This is a genomic window from Microbulbifer maximicatervae (SeqCode), from assembly GCF_052467225.1.
The window spans coordinates 890,348-905,732 of record NZ_CP174303.1 but is presented as its reverse complement, the minus strand read 5'-3'; the positions used below and the strand labels follow the sequence as shown (position 1 = coordinate 905,732).

At 51.4% G+C, this 15,385-nt stretch carries 9 protein-coding genes; 8 read left to right on the top strand and 1 reads right to left on the bottom strand.

What is annotated here, in order from left to right; translation table 11 throughout:
* Positions 1-2 precede the first annotated feature (2 nt).
* Positions 3-2,618 (bottom strand): HzsA-related protein, encoded by a 2,616-nt coding sequence (locus ACJJIZ_RS03940; RefSeq protein WP_444915263.1) that lies wholly within the window; start codon positions 2,616-2,618, stop codon positions 3-5.
* 225 nt (positions 2,619-2,843) lie between these two features.
* On the opposite strand from ACJJIZ_RS03940, the gene ACJJIZ_RS03935 reads away from it, so the two are divergent.
* The 8 genes from ACJJIZ_RS03935 (at position 2,844) to ACJJIZ_RS03900 (ending at position 15,385) form a co-directional block, all read left to right on the top strand.
* The gene (locus ACJJIZ_RS03935; protein ID WP_444915262.1) at positions 2,844-4,070 is read left to right on the top strand and encodes a hypothetical protein; all 1,227 of its coding nucleotides are present in this window, start codon (positions 2,844-2,846) and stop codon (positions 4,068-4,070) included.
* A gap of 3 nt (positions 4,071-4,073) precedes the next feature.
* A complete protein-coding gene (locus tag ACJJIZ_RS03930) occupies positions 4,074-6,593 on the top strand; it encodes a LamG domain-containing protein (RefSeq protein ID WP_444915261.1) in 2,520 nt (839 codons plus the stop codon).
* Between the two features lie 100 nt (positions 6,594-6,693).
* The gene (locus ACJJIZ_RS03925) at positions 6,694-8,265 is read left to right on the top strand and encodes a hypothetical protein (protein ID WP_413663678.1); all 1,572 of its coding nucleotides are present in this window, start codon (positions 6,694-6,696) and stop codon (positions 8,263-8,265) included.
* A 12-nt stretch (positions 8,266-8,277) separates the two neighbouring features.
* On the top strand, positions 8,278-9,276 hold the full coding sequence (locus ACJJIZ_RS03920) for an FAD:protein FMN transferase (protein ID WP_444911732.1): 999 nt from the start codon (positions 8,278-8,280) through the stop codon (positions 9,274-9,276).
* Positions 9,277-9,392: 116 nt separating this feature from the next.
* Positions 9,393-9,917, top strand: a complete 525-nt coding sequence (locus ACJJIZ_RS03915) for an AraC family transcriptional regulator (RefSeq protein WP_444915260.1) — start codon at positions 9,393-9,395, stop codon at positions 9,915-9,917.
* Between the two features lie 6 nt (positions 9,918-9,923).
* Positions 9,924-11,894, top strand: a complete 1,971-nt coding sequence (locus ACJJIZ_RS03910; protein WP_444906965.1) for an ATP-binding protein — start codon at positions 9,924-9,926, stop codon at positions 11,892-11,894.
* On the top strand, positions 11,887-14,751 hold the full coding sequence (locus ACJJIZ_RS03905) for a tetratricopeptide repeat protein (protein ID WP_444915259.1): 2,865 nt from the start codon (positions 11,887-11,889) through the stop codon (positions 14,749-14,751). Before ACJJIZ_RS03910 ends, ACJJIZ_RS03905 begins: the two co-directional genes overlap by 8 nt.
* The gene (locus tag ACJJIZ_RS03900; protein WP_444915258.1) at positions 14,738-15,385 is read left to right on the top strand and encodes a tetratricopeptide repeat protein; all 648 of its coding nucleotides are present in this window, start codon (positions 14,738-14,740) and stop codon (positions 15,383-15,385) included. Before ACJJIZ_RS03905 ends, ACJJIZ_RS03900 begins: the two co-directional genes overlap by 14 nt.

Here is a 15,385-nt window from a genome sequence, read left to right as displayed (position 1 = left end):
CTTTAATCTGCCGGCGCCGCAAAAGGATCGTTATAGTATTGAGCGCCAATATCAAACCACTCGGCAATCAAGCGCAACTCGGCATCTTCTAAGTACCCTTGATGTGCGCCACCACTTTCAAAGAGAGAAAAAAACGAGCTCTCAAGAGCAGAGCTCGTCAAGGGAGAGGAAATATTGACGGTAACCATTACCGGAATCGGATCACCGTTACTGTCGAGAACTAATTCACCATCCTCATCAACCTCGTAAACAGGATTTCCATCATCATCAAATTCCTGTACAAGCCGCGGTGTTAGCACCCCACTGGATAACTCCAATTCAGCGCGATCGGCCACCAGCTCGGAATAGGAAACAAACCAAGCATCATTAACAGAGGAAGCCGAGGTTGTGAGATCTAATTGCCCATCGGGTATTTGAGTTGCTCCAGCAGCATCAACAGGAGAGTGACAGACTGTACAGGTATAATCAGCTATTACTGCTCCTGTACTATCCAATACTTCACGGGGGAAATCCCAGAGCGGCTGAATATGTTGTTCATAGTGAATGACGATTCGACAATTACTTTCCCACTCTGTTAAACAAGTGGATTCCACCGGTGCATCCGTACTCAAATCACCGTATGAAAGCAATAACTCATCATCCTTAGTCCGTACCGCAGGATCAGTCCATAAATCGGTAAAGTGCAGATCTCCTTCAAGTTCAGCCTCACCAATATAACGGGCCAATAATTGAGCCATAGTCTCGCCCATTTCCGCCAGTAGCGCGGGCTCAGTATTGGCAAATGGTGCTGCCGAGGTCGGTGCTCCAACCCAAGCTGATTCCAGCTGCATATCCGTGCGGCCATGAGGAGCTTCGCTATCGCTAGTATGACAACCGTTACAACTGCGCACTTCACCCGCTTGTAGTTGTAACCAGTTGTTATGACTATCGAAAATGCGTTTTCCATCCGCATCGACAACGGATATTGCCAGGGGCATATCTGCGGGAACTTTTACCCTTACGGAACCGTCGGGCTGGATTGGGGTATAACCCAATATTTCACGCATGCCCTGATTACCATTGCGGCCAAATGCCGCTCCATCAAAGTCCAGAACATCATCATCGGGAATGCCCACGGCCTTGGAAATTTTCAGGAATCGTGCAGGCCGCAAATCTGCTGTGGTTTGGGCGGGGTCCGCCAAGGTTTCGATTCCGGCAATATCTTCACCATCAAAATCATAAACACTGCGAATATCCAGGATTCCGACAGATTCCTCCACCAGATCCGCATCGACATCGACTCCCGGGACAGGATCTGGAATATAGGTGGGTTCAGTGCGCGGCTCCAGAGTAACCCCTTCGGATATCATTTCTCCCTCTTCCACAACCACAATAGGAAGCTGGGTACCGGCGATATAATCGTAAATCCACAGGCCGTAGAGTGGGTCTGCCAATTGAACTTCTTCGTCTTCGGTAAGAGTATCCGGGCAGGTCTCCAGCAGCTCGGTTTCTTCATTGATAACCCGGCATTCACTCCAGGTTACCAACAAACGACTTGTCCCATCGTAGAATGGCCATGCGGAAGCAAAAGTACCATGGGGAGAAATAGTATCGTCGGTAGTGACTTCTCCAACAGTGATAGAAGCCTGCCCGACCATTTCACCACTTTGCTCCGGCTCACTGTAGGCTTCGCTATAAACAATTCCATCGATAGTCACGAGATCGCCACCATAAGTGAGCCCAGAGGGAGCGCGCAACGTTACCAAAAGGCGGCCATCCGGCATTTCGTGCGGTCGATTGAAGGCGGCCTCAGTCTCTTCTGTACCCGTATTTTGACTGTGATAACCGTAATAAACCGCCAGGTCAGAACCATCTGGCTTTACTGTATATAAGCTTAATTTATCGATACCTGCTGCATTGTCCCAGCGATTAAACAGAATCCGTCCATCGCTCAGTACAACTGGATTTAAATCATGACTCTGATTAAACGATATCTGCGTGATATCGGTTCCGTCCGCTTCCATTACATGGAGTACAAATGCCGGCTCTTCTCGATTTTCAGTCAGGGCCGAGAATTGCGGTTTACCGTCATCCAGTAAAAGAGCTCTGGAGCGCCGCTGGCGGGTAGAAGAAAAAATAATGCGCCCATCGGGTAAAAAAGCGGGAGCGATATCCTGGCCTTCTTCAGCAGTTAAATCTGACTCAATTACCCGATTGAGTTCTTCTGTTTCGGTGTTGTATACCCAAATATTCCAGGTAGGCTGCTCATCGTCATCAGCGTCTTCTATTTCCGGTGCCCGCATAGCAAATATAAGCTGGCTGCCATCTGCTGAAGTATTCAGATCTTTTACATCGTAATCACCGTCAAATATATTTGCAGTAATGACAGTTTCTGCAGCACTGGCGGTTGCACGCTCTTTTAAAATCAGTTGAGCTCCGGCAAAAAATTCCCCGGGCTCATAAATATTATCCTGAAGGAGGCTGCCATCATCGTCACTACTTAATTGACGAAGTACAAAAGCAACAGGATAGTCCTCCACCACGGGATCTTCGGCTTGGTCTTCACCACCACTGGAACTGCCACCGCCACTACAGGCCGTCACCAATAGCAAAAGCGGTAGCGCACGCAAACATTTCATTTTTGTTATCCACCCGGGTTTGGCACGAGCAGCACACGCCTTTTTTGTGCTCTTAGCCTAAGAACTTTTTTATACGGCTTTGACCGCTGAGGCTAATTCTCGCAAGTTGCGCACAAAAAGTTTGCCAACTGGGACGCAAATATTGAAAGTCATTCTGACATTGTTGAAATCTGCTTTTAGACTGCTTTGCCACATCCCAGTGATCTCACCGACAAAAATAGTCCAATGAAAAATAATTCGTCTCGAGCGCGTGTACTCCGGCTCACCACGGTAACCGCACTGCTCGGAGTAGGTTTGTGGAGTAATTCTGCCCTATCAGCATCGCAGGACCAGGCTCTCCAAATTCACAGCCGCATCACCGGAACCATTCCTAGCGAGAGTGTATTGCTGGATATGGCAGAGGATATAGAAAACGGTGATCCCACCGCTGCGGCGTATACGGCAATGGAGAATGACGCCTTCTATAATGTCACTCTAAAAAATCTGGCCACTCCCTGGACTAATGAGGAGCAGGACGTATTTGAACCATTAAATGATTACACTGCGACGGTAATCGGCATAGTTCGGGACGATATGGACTTCCGCCAACTGCTCTCGGCAAATATTCTCTACACCGGTGATATTTCTGGCCTGCCCTCCTACAACACGGGAAATAATGACCACTACGAGACACTGGAAGCCGGGGGTTATTCCCTGCAGGATAATCTGGTGCAGGAAGCCCAATCCTCTCTCAATGGTCTCCCCGCAGATGCCACCGCCGGCATTCTTACCAGCCGCGCCGCCGCCAAGGCTTTTTTTAGTGCGGGAACCAATCGCGCCATGTTTCGCTTTACCATGCTCAATCACCTGTGTAACGACATGGAGCAGGTGCAGGATACTTCCCGCTCACCGGATCGTATTCGCCAGGATGTAAGCCGCAGCCCAGGTGGCGACAGTCGGGTATTCCAAAATAACTGTATCGGTTGCCACAGTGGCATGGACCCCATGGCACAGGCATTCGCTTACTACGACTATGTATACGATGCAGACAATGATCCCGATGGAGAAGAGGGATCCCTGGATTACAACGCAGCCGGTGATATAGATCCAGAAACCGGCAGCCGTGTTAAGGCCAAAAACCTGATCAACAGCGGCAATTTTCCCCACGGTTTTATTATTCCCGACGACAGCTGGGTTAACTACTGGCGCGAGGGCATAAATATGCATCTGGGCTGGAGCGACACCTTATCCGGCAACGGCAACGGCATCAAATCCCTGGGAGAGGAGTTGTCTAACAGCCGAGCTTTCGCCAAATGCCAAGTAACTAAGGTGTTTCGCCAAGTTTGTCTGCGCGAGCCGGAAGATTCTACCGACCGCAACCGAATCGAAACTATTACCGATGACTTCAGCAATACCGGCTACAAACTTAAGCAGGTATACGCAGACACTGCGGTTTACTGCGCGGGAGATTAAAAAATGAAAACCTATAAAAGTCTCCCAGTGATAGAAAATACACTGATAGTTCGCACGCTTCGTATCGCTTCACTGTTTTGTGCTGCCCTGGCAATCAGTGCCTGTAGTGGTGGCAGTGGAGAGGGCACCGAAAGCCAACCGGATACCAGCGACAACGATGGCACCGCTGCCTATTCCGGACCGGATCCTGAAACCGATGATGTCAATCAATATAAACAGTACATCTGGGATAACCTGGCGGCGACAAATCGATGCGGCAGCTGTCATATTGAAAATAACCAGAGCCCACATTTTGTCCGCGGCGATGATATCAATGCTGCCTACGATGCCGGGCGTGAGTTAATTAACTTATCAGTTCCCGATGAATCCCGTTTGGTAACCAAGGTTGGTGGTGGGCACAATTGTTGGCTTTCCAGCGATGATGCCTGTGCGGAAATTATTACCAACTATATCGAGGAATGGGCTCGGGCTAGCGGCGGCCTAAGCAATACAATCACCCTTGTCGCACCTGTCGAGCGTGAGGTGGGTGCCAGTAAAAGTTTCCCCGAATCCAGCGGCAGCTTTAGCACTACAGTTTACCCTCTGTTGCGCAGCTATTGTGCCAACTGTCACAGTGAAGATGCGACAACGGCACAAACCCCCTACTTTGCCAGCTCTGATGTCGATCTCGCCTACGCATCTGCGGTCAGTAAAATTAACCTGGATTCTCCGGCCGACTCCCGTTTCTCTGTGCGCCTGGGCAGTGAATTTCACAACTGCTGGGATGACTGCTCAGATAACGAAGCGGAAATGACCGATGCGATCCAAGCCTTTGCCGACACTATCAGTGTCACCGAGGTAGACCCCGACTGGGTTATCAGTAAGGCACTGCGCCTCACAGATGGCATTGTTGCGAGTAGTGGCGGCCGTATAGAGAGCAATGCAATTGCTCTCTATGAATTTAAAACTGGCAGCGGCACCACTGCCTACGATACCTCCGGAGTTAACCCTGCAATTGATCTCGCCCTATCTGGCGATGTGGAGTGGATCGACTCCTGGGGGCTGCAATTGAAGGGGGGTAAAGCACAGGGGGCTACTGCAACCAGCAGCAAACTTTACGATACCCTCACAGCCACCGGTGAATACTCAATTGAAATCTGGGCGGCACCCGCCAACGTCTCACAGGATGGGCCCGCGCGTATCGTCACCTATTCCGGTGGCGATGATATTCGCAACTTCACTCTCGGCCAGGATCAATACAGTTACACCGTGCAAAACCGCAATGACAACACCGATGCGGACGGTATGCCTGCCCTGGCAACCGATGATGCCGACCAGGTTGTACAAGCCAGTCTCCAGCATGTGGTGGCCACTTACGATCCAATTAACGGACGCAAGCTTTACGTTAACGGTGCAAATACCGGGGAGCCAGACCCAAGTGAATCCGGTTTACTCTCTACCTGGGACGATACCTTTGCTCTCGCAGTAGGCAGCGAAGTCAGTAACGGCAACAGTTGGGAAGGCTCCATTCGCCTTTTGGCAATTCACTCCCGCGCCCTATCGGAAGAGGATATTGCTACCAACTACGAAGTCGGCGTCGGTGAAAAATATCTGCTGTTATTCAAAGTTGAAGAGCACACAGGCATTGCCGAAAGCTATGTCATGTTTACTGTGCAGCAATTTGATAATTATGCCTATCTGTTTAGTGAACCCACCTTTGTCAGCCTCGACGACAGTGTCGATCCATCTGGAATCGCCATTGAGGGAATGCGTATCGGTATTAATGGCCGCGAAGCGGAGGTGGGCCAGGCCTGGTCCAAGTTATCCACTGCAGTCGACAATAGCTACGTAGCAGGTGAGGGCCAGCAGCTTTCCAGGCTCGGGACCATTATCACTCTGGATAAGGGCCCCCTCGATGATGAATTTTTCCTGACCTTCGAAAAAATCGGCAGCGAAACCTATAACCGGGTTGAGGCCACTCCAGCTGAACCTGCGGATGCCGCTGATCTGGAAGCGCAATCGCGCATAGGTCTGCGCCGATTTGAACAAATCCATGCAAGCCTGTCCCAGGCGACCGGAGTCTCCATGTCCCACCCGGATATTTATGAAACCTGGGAAACTGTGAAACGCCAGCTTCCGGTTGAAAGTGACATTGAAGGATTTCTCGCTGCACAGCAAATGGGTATTACCCAGCTGGCAGTGAAGTATTGCAGCACCCTGGTGGACTCCAGTGAGCGCAGCAGCTACTTCAGTGGATTTGACTTCAGCGCTTCCGCAGACACCGCCTTCGACAGCGCCAGCAAACGCGCGCAGATAATTGATCCGCTCATGGAAGGTTTGCTTGGCCACGAGATGAACTGGCATGACGGCAGCGTCTCGCAGCTTGCCAGCGCCCCGGACCTGGCCTCTGTAGAGACAGAACTGGATACGCTTATCGACACCATGACCGCCTGTGGCAGCAGCTGCGATTCAGGTCGCACAGAAACTACGGTGAAAGCCGTATGTGCTGCCGCCATGGGCAGTGCCATGATCCTGATTCACTGATCGCATAAAAAAGACTAGCGGCTTTGTCGGCAAAACTTTCGCCGGTAAAGCCCCTCCACAATAAAGAGCCGGCACACCGAAAACTATATCCGGGAATATTATGAGCAAGAAAAAACACTTTGATCTGGACCAGCCCCTACGGCACCCGGACCACCACCGCCCGGTAACACGCCGCGACTTTCTCGCTCAAGGCTTCCGAGCGGGTATGGGAACAGTGCTGGGCGGTTCTGTCTTCAGCTTGTTTGCCAATCCCCGCAGTGCCCATGCAGCCCTTTCCTCGGACCTGGAAGCACTGCGAAAAACCAATGGCGGCCCCTGTGACGTCAGTGCATTCGGTGCCGGTAAAATTCCTTTTATTTGTTTCGATCTCGCCGGCGGCGCCAATATCGCAGGCTCCAATGTGCTGGTAGGTAAAGAGGGCGGACAAATGGATTTTCTCGGCACAGCCGGCTACAACAAGCAAGGCCTCCCCGGGGACATGGTTCCCTCCCTCGGTGATGAATTTATCAATACTGACCTGGGTCTCGCCTTCCATAGTGACAGCGGCATGTTGCGAGGCATTCTGGAAAAAATCGCTGCTGGCACAGCATCGGCGACCAACGGTGCGGTTATTCCCGCTCGCTCGGAAAATGATACCGGCAACAACCCACACAATCCCATGTACGGTATTAACCAGGCGGGAGCAAACGGTTCCCTGCTGGCCCTGATCGGCTCCAGCTCCAGTGATTCCGGTGGTAACTCCATGGCTCCTTCCGCCATGATCAACCCCGAAGTTCGCCCCACCAAAGTGGATCGCTCTTCCGACGTTACCGGCCTTGTAGATGTAGGAGACTTGGTGGGGCTGCTCAGTCAGGAGGACACTGTCGCAGTGATGGAGTCCATGTACCGTATCTCCGAAGCGAAACTCAGCAACGTAAATACTAAAGTCAGCACCGATGCAGTCATTAAAGACCTGGTGCGTTGCGGCTATATGAAAAGTGCTGACCTGGCTGATCGCTTTGGCAACCCTGCCGATTTAAATCCCGAATCCGATCCTGATATCGTCGGGCCATCCGGTGTTTTTACCAGTTCAGAATTGAGTGGAGACAGAGAGTTCCAAAAGACCGCCTCAGTGATGAAGCTGGTCGTCAATGGATATGCCGGTGCAGGCACTATTACCATGGGTGGCTATGACTACCATACCGGCGACCGCGCCACAGGAGAGATTCGCGATTTGCGCGCTGGGCGCTGTATTGGCGCTTGCCTGGAGTATGCCGCCCGCCGCAACCAGCCCCTGATGATTTACGTTTTTAGTGATGGTTCCGTTTTCTCCAACGGAATGCTGGACGACTCGGTAGAAGGCCGTGGCAAAGGCGTCTGGACTGGCGATGATCAACAGACAGCCGCCTCATTTTTCCTGGTATACAACCCGGCGGGCCGACCACAATTACTCGGTGGCACGGCGGACGAACAGGCGATCCACCAGCAACTCGGCTATATGCGCAGCTCCGGTGATGTAGAAACAACATCCACCCCCGCCGCTAACAACGTCAATTTATTGGTGGAAACTGTAGTACTCAACTATATGGCCCTGCACGGGGAGCAAGGTAATTTCTCAACCTTATTTCCGAATCACGGTCTCGGCGATAGTAACTTACAAGACAGTATGACTGCCTTCGCCCCCATTATTTAACTTGGATAAGTGATGTTCCGCTTTTTTAAATTGCTATTACTGTGTAGTGCCACACTTTGCGCAATTCCTTCGATGGCCGAATGGCACTACGCTGAACGTGCAATTATGGGAACTCAGGTTCGCCTACAACTTTGGCACGAGGACGGCATTGAAGCCGAGCACCTTATTGAAGAGGTCATGGCAGAGTTTCATCGACTTGACGATCAGCTCTCGCCCTATAAGGAAAACAGTGAACTATCACTCGTTAACCGCACAGCTGGCCGGGGAAACGTCAATATTTCTAAAGAGCTCACCAACCTGATTGATAAATCCCTTTGGTTTAGTCAGCTCACCGATGGTGCATTCGATATCAGCTACGCCACCCTGGGCAAGCACTATGATTTTCGCCAGCAGAAACAGGCAGACGCCCAGCTAACGGACTCGTTGTTAGAAGCGTTGAATTACCGTCACTTAAAACTGAATAAAAAGGCCAATACACTCCGTTTTGGCCACGAAAACACAAAAATAGATTTAGGGGGAATTGCCAAAGGCTATGCGGTTGATCGGGCAATTGAGATCCTCAAGCAGGCAGACATTTGCTGCGCCAGTGTCAGTGCCGGTGGCGATTCACGCATGCTGGGAGATAAACAGGGGCAACCCTGGTTAGTGGGTATTCGCCACCCCCGTGAAAAAAGTAAGAATGCTGCGGTTATCCCCCTGCGTGATATTGCTATCTCTACCTCAGGTGATTACGAGCGTTATTTTATTGATGAGCAGCAGGATAGAGTGCACCATATTTTTAATCCATCCACAGGAAAACCCTCGGAAACTTCTGCAAAAGACACTGATAAGTTGATTAGTGTCAGCATTATTGGCCCCCGCGGCTTTGATACCGACCCCCTTTCTACCAGTGTGTTTGTTCTGGGAAAAGAGAAAGGCTTGGCACTTATTAATCGATTGCCCCAATTTGAAGCAGTAGTTATAGATAGTAACCGGAAGTTGTTTTTCAGTCGCGGTTTGGAGAATCTTTGAGTAATCCGTTTTATCTTCATAGAAAATTTGCCAACAAGATCACATCAGATCGTTGATCCCCTGACATAATTTGCGCCGACCAAAGAATAATGCCAATTCCTATCAAAAGGTCTGCCATGAGACGCCCCTTTCAGTGCTTTATTTTATTTATCGGCCTTTTAGGCTCTGCGTTTGTGCAGGCTCAGGAAAGCGATTTCTCTGCGGAGAAATTGGAAGAATTAAAGCGCGATGTACTTAAATTAAACAGGGATTTATTGATTCTTGAAGAAGATTTGCTCTATCCCGCACAGAGCCAAATCGCCTTTTATGTGTCTATGGATGTAGGCCACTATTTTACTTTGGATGCAGTAAAGCTACACATCGATAACAAGTTAAGTGCAAGTCATCTGTATACGGAGCATCAGCGGGAAGCGTTGATTCGCGGTGGTATTCAACCGCTTTACAAAGGCAACCTAAAATCCGGTGATTACACTATTTCTGCTTTTATAACTGGCCTTGGGCCCGAAGGGCGCGAATACAAGCGGGCAGCCAAGTTGGAATTGAATAAAGGTGATGAGCCCGCCGTTATTGAACTGGTTATCTCAGACAACTCCGGAAAACAACAGCCGGAGTTTGAGTTGGTGCAGTGGCCAACGCCCTGATTAGCCATGTACTACCCATCTTTTACCCGCACCCTATCCCTGGCGCTCATCCTTGCCGCAAGTAACCTTTGCGCTCAGGAAGCTGATACTGTGGCCGAAACAAACGGTCCCAGCAATGAGCAGCGAGCCCCACAAAAATACCAAAGGGCTCAAGACCTGGCTTATGGCGCTACGCTTTACGAGTATTTTCAAGGGAATTACTTTGATGCCCTGAGCACACTGCTGGTTGCTCAACAGCGGGATTCAATTCAAATTCACAGGGATAACGCCGCATTGATAGAGGGCGGGATCAGCCTAGGGTTTGGTTTACATAGACGAGCAGCTGAACTTTTTGAACAGCAGAGTAATGTCGAGGCTGCGCCAAAATATCGCCGCACTGCCTGGTTAAAGCTGGCCGAATTAAATTACCTGAACGGTGATTTTGTCAGCGCAGCAGCACACTTGGAAAAGTCAGGGGTTGCCGAGGAGTCCTCTCTACCTCTCAACTTAGCGCTGCGCAATAAAGACCTCACCACGGCTCAAAAATTACTGGAAACCAGCGATTTATACCCTGCGGAAAAGTTATTGGGACATATCAACTTAGGCGCTGCCTTTGCCAGGTCCGGCCAATTGCCTGCAGCAATTCACGAATATCAAGTCGCTGTTGATTTTGCAGAAACAATTGATATTCCTTCATCTGAAATTCCCATACTCATTGATAAAGCCCATATTGGTATGGGGTACGCCCTGGCTCTTGCAGAGCAACACAGCGCAGCTAAAGAAGCCTTTTCCAGGGTTCGCCTCAACACGCCCTGGGCAACTCGCGCACTCCTGGGAATGGCTTGGTCCTCTATCAATGGTGAGGACTACCAAGCGGGCATAGACGCACTGCAATTTTTACTGGATAAACACCGCTACAGTCCCGCCGCACGGGAAGCGATGGTAGCCCTGCCTTATGGTTACGAAAAACTGGAAAATCGCTCTGTAGCCCTCAGAGCATATCAAAGCGCTGAAGCTTATTACCTGGAAACGCTCACTGAGTTACACCAGTTACAGCAAGACCTGGCGACGGAACCGCTGGCCTATGATCCTGTTCAGCGCGAGGCTTGGCGCTATGGCTGGTTACAACTAGCCCAGGCCTCTCCCCTATTGCGCGATAACCAACACTTTCTGCGGCCAATCCTACAAAGTGACCACTTCCAATTGCGGCTCACCGAGCTGCGCGATCTGCAGCAGCTCACCCAGGTCCTACAGACCTGGCAAGATAAACTACCCCAATTTGCCGACCTTATCGAAGAGCGTCACCTGCGCCGTACAACGATTATTGATAACTACAATAGCGCCCAGTTTGACCAGCAATTGCAGATGGCAACACAGCAATATGATCATTTGAGGGCAGCTCTCGAGGATATTGAACAGGAGCGCGACGCACTCACTTTATTGTCGACCACCGCCACTCCAGATGATCAAAGTGAAAGCCTCGAATTACTGGAAATTCTCACCGGCGCTCAAGAACGTCTTAAAAAAATCCAGCACAGCGGCAAGGCCAGCCAACAACAAGCAGAAACCCTGGCGAAAGCCCGGGGGATTTTGCTCTGGCAAGCCAGTGAACAGTATCACGAGAAGTTGTGGCAGCAGCAAAAATCCCTACAACTGCTCGAAGAGCAGTTACGCAGGGGGCGGGAACAACGCAAGAAAACAGATACCGAAGCACAGCGGGGGCCACAACTTCGCCAACTAGCCTATCGGGTGGTCACCGCCGGTGACGAAATTCCAGCTAAGCAAGCGGCGATAGGTCGAGCCAGCGAATTAATTGAAGCCGACCTACGCCGAGAGGTTATCGCTCAGCTGGGTAGAGAGCAGCAGCAAATTCACAATTATATGGCCCACACACGACTGGCTATCGCACGTCTGCAAGACGCTGAAATGCAGGCGATCCCCGCAGCCTCTCAGGCTGACAGTGACACGGATAATACCGGGGCCTCAGACAATGAATAACGCCCCGCATCCGGCTGCTGTGTTTACCCTGCGCTCCCTGGCTATTGGTATTTGCTGTGCCCTGACAGCCTGTGGCAATCAGCCGGTACAAACCCTCGCTGACCTGCCCCGAGCTACCGCCCCCAACCCTCAGGAAGAGGCGCCGCAAAGTCCGCCCGCACAAACCGCTGCCGCGCTGGAAAGCCTGGTGCAAAGTTACCGCACAGCACTGGAGAGCCATACCGACCCAAAGGTTCAGCAGCAAATCCATCTGCGCCTGGCGGACTTGGAAATGGAGCGACTGGAGCAAGAACAGTCCGACAACCCTGACACTATTGTCGACTACTCCAGCGCGGTCGATTATTACCAGAGCCTATCCGCACAGCGTCCGAAAGATGACTATATTCTCTATCGCTTAGCTCGCGCCCGGGCACTGGATGGGGAAATGCCTGCAGCCTTACAGGCATTGGAAAAGATTGCTGGCAGCTCACCGGATTCACCATTTATTGGCGAAGTGTTATTCCGCCGTGGCGAAGCGGCATTTAACCGCAAAGACTACCCCAGCGCCGCCCGAGACTTCCGAGCATTGCTCAAGCAGGGGCCGAGTCCATTTACGGATAATGCTCGCTATATGCTGGCTTGGTCAGAATTTAAATCGAGCAATTACCGCGCATCCACAGAAATTTTTCTCCAGTCACTGGATATTTTGCACAGCGAGGAACAAGAAGAGGAGCTCCCTGTTGGACGACAGCGCCTGCGTGAAGACAGCCTGCGTGGGCTCGCATTAAACTTCAGCTACCTGGGCGGCGCTGAAGCCATTGAGTCTTTTAACCTCGATGGAAAGCCACGTCCCTATCAGCACCAACTATACAGCGCACTCGGCACCTGGTATCGGGAAAAAGAGTTGTTCCGCAACAGTGCCGATACCTTTTTACAATTCGTAAATCACTACCCGCAAACCCAACAGGCCCCACAGCTCCATCTTCTCGCCGTCGAAACCTTGCAAGCGGGGAGACTACATAAAGAAGTTCTGCCGACGAAGCGGGACTTTGTACGGCGCTATGGTGTGAACAGTGATTACTGGCAAGCAGCAGATGAAACTCAGCAGCAGGAATTAGCCAAAACCCTGCAACCATGGCTGTACGAATTGGCCCAATTTGACCACGCCCGCGCACAAGAATTAGCTCAGCAGGTGGCAAAGCTGCCCGCAAGTAAAGTGAAAGAGCGCCGCCTTGTCAGCACACAATCACTGGGTGCCTATCGCAGTGCCGCTGCTTTATATCGGGAATACGCGCAGACTTTTCCACAAGACCCGCGCACGCCCTCCATGGTTTTCCTAATGGCAGAGTGTCTTGAGCAGGCTGCAGATCACCCCGCCGCCTGGCGCGCTTACAGCCAGGTAGCCTGGGAATACCAAGATCCCAAGTATGCTGCCGAAGCCGGCTACGGAGCCATCCTCAGTGCAGCCAGAGTGCATGAACAAACTCCGGATCAAGAGTCGGAACAGAAAATCCTGTGGCTCGATCGCAATATCGAAGCGAGCCTGAAATTTGCACAGAGCTGGCCCCAAGACCCGAGAGCTCTGCCAGTACAGCTGGCCGCTGCCGATAAGTTGTTACAACAATCGCGCTTTGCCGAAGCCATCGCCGCTGCCGAGCACGCCGATCAATGGCAACCGCCAGCCAATAGGCAACAGCAACTAAGTATTGCAATAATACTGGCCCACAGCCATTTTTCCCTGAAGCAATATCCCCAGGCAGAGGCTGCCTATACCCGCGCGCTCGGCTACCAGCCAGACGATAAGCTGCGCAAAGACGCATTGCGCCAATTGCAGTTATCCATCTATCGCCAGGCAGAAATCATTTTGGCCCAGCGCGAGAGTGAGGATGCCGCTCCCAGTGAGGAAGCCCTCAATCACCTGCTGCGTATCCGCGATAGCGGGCGCACAGAGGTTGCGGCCACCGCCCAATATGATGCGATTAATTTTCTTATTCAATTAGGGCAGTGGCAGCGCGCCAGCACAGAACTCGCTGATTTCCGCCAGTTTTATCCCGCGCATATCTTGACGCCGACACTGGCTGCCAAAGCCATCGTTATCTTTGAAGCTCTGGAAATGCCGGCGGCTGCCGCCTCAGAATTACTGCAATTAGCCGCTACAGATCCGGATCGGGAAGTTCGCCGTCAATCCCTGTTTATGGCTGCAGAAAACCTGCAAAAAGCCGGTGAGTACAACAGGGCTATTGAAAGCTATCGCAACTACAGCAAATTGTGGCCAGAGCCCGCTGAGCAACGTCTGGAAGCGCAATTTCAGCTGGTCGAAATCTACGCTCAGACTAAAAAGCCCACCAAGCGGAATTACTGGCTACAACAACTTGCACAGAACTCGCTGCAGTCACCCCGCGGGCGTTACCTGGCCGCTTATTCTCAAAGTGAACTGGCGGAACAAAGTTATGCGAAATTTGCTGAACTGGCACTGCGCTTGCCATTAAAGACCAGTCTCGCTAATAAAAAGCGGGCCATGCAAACTACCGTGGCGGATTACCGCAAAGTCCTGGAGTTTGGCATCGCAGAATTCACCCCTCAAGCAAACTATCGCCTCGCGGAAGTGTACCGACAGCTCAGCCGTGACCTGATGGACTCACAGCGCCCTAAAAACCTGAACGAGCTGGAATTGGAACAATACGAAATTCTGCTGGAGGAACAGGCCTATCCCTTTGAGGAGAAGTCCATAGAGCTTCACGAGGCCAATATCCAGCGCACGGTTGAAGGTATTTACGACGACTGGGTTAAACGCAGCTTCCACTCACTGGGAGAGCTGCTACCTGCACGCTACAAAAAAGAAGAAAAAACCCTGGAGTGGAGTGATGCACTGCACTGAATTGAGCGCACAGAAAATATCTTCAATCGCACGGTTATTCACTACTGCGCTATTGTTTTTTTTACTCTCCGCATGTAGCGGTCTGCAAAAGACGATATCGCCCGCAGATAGTGACACCGCGCAACAACTGACAGAAAATCCCTACTTGCGAGATGTTAAAAGGGTACCGCAACAGGCCCGTGCGGCGATGGAACTGGCTCGCCAGAATTTTCAGGCAAATGATTTACCTGCAGCTGAATCGCAACTGCTCCAAATTACCGAAAAGTGGCCGGAGCTGTCTGGAGCCTGGCTTAACCTGGCAATCGTGCAGCATTCCGGCGAGAAATACGAGGGGTCCGAGCGCAGCTTTCTACAGGCCATTGCTGTAAACGATAACAATGTATTTGCCTGGAATCGTCTCGCCGCGCTGATGCGTGACCGGGGGCGGTTCGAAGATGCGGAGCAATACTACAACGCGGCCATAGAGCGTTGGCCACACTATGCCGATGCACACCGCAACCTGGGAATCCTCTACGACCTTTACCTGCAACAACCCGAGCGCGCCCTTCAGCACTATATGGCAGCGCAAGATTCCGGTACTGAACAGGATAAATTGCTCAGTGCATGGATACTCGAGCTGGAGCGGAGACTTTAA

Excerpts from the sequence above, each read along its gene's own strand:
- ACJJIZ_RS03935 (WP_444915262.1), top strand. The coding sequence starts at position 2,844 with ATGAAAAATAATTCGTCTCGAGCGCGTGTACTCCGGCTCACCACGGTA.
- ACJJIZ_RS03925 (WP_413663678.1), top strand. The coding sequence starts at position 6,694 with ATGAGCAAGAAAAAACACTTTGATCTGGACCAGCCCCTACGGCACCCG.
- ACJJIZ_RS03915 (WP_444915260.1), top strand. The coding sequence starts at position 9,393 with ATGAGACGCCCCTTTCAGTGCTTTATTTTATTTATCGGCCTTTTAGGC.
- ACJJIZ_RS03920 (WP_444911732.1), top strand. The coding sequence starts at position 8,278 with ATGTTCCGCTTTTTTAAATTGCTATTACTGTGTAGTGCCACACTTTGC.
- ACJJIZ_RS03910 (WP_444906965.1), top strand. The coding sequence starts at position 9,924 with ATGTACTACCCATCTTTTACCCGCACCCTATCCCTGGCGCTCATCCTT.
- ACJJIZ_RS03900 (WP_444915258.1), top strand. The coding sequence starts at position 14,738 with ATGCACTGCACTGAATTGAGCGCACAGAAAATATCTTCAATCGCACGG.
- ACJJIZ_RS03940 (WP_444915263.1), bottom strand. The coding sequence starts at position 2,618 with ATGAAATGTTTGCGTGCGCTACCGCTTTTGCTATTGGTGACGGCCTGT.
- ACJJIZ_RS03905 (WP_444915259.1), top strand. The coding sequence starts at position 11,887 with ATGAATAACGCCCCGCATCCGGCTGCTGTGTTTACCCTGCGCTCCCTG.
- ACJJIZ_RS03930 (WP_444915261.1), top strand. The coding sequence starts at position 4,074 with ATGAAAACCTATAAAAGTCTCCCAGTGATAGAAAATACACTGATAGTT.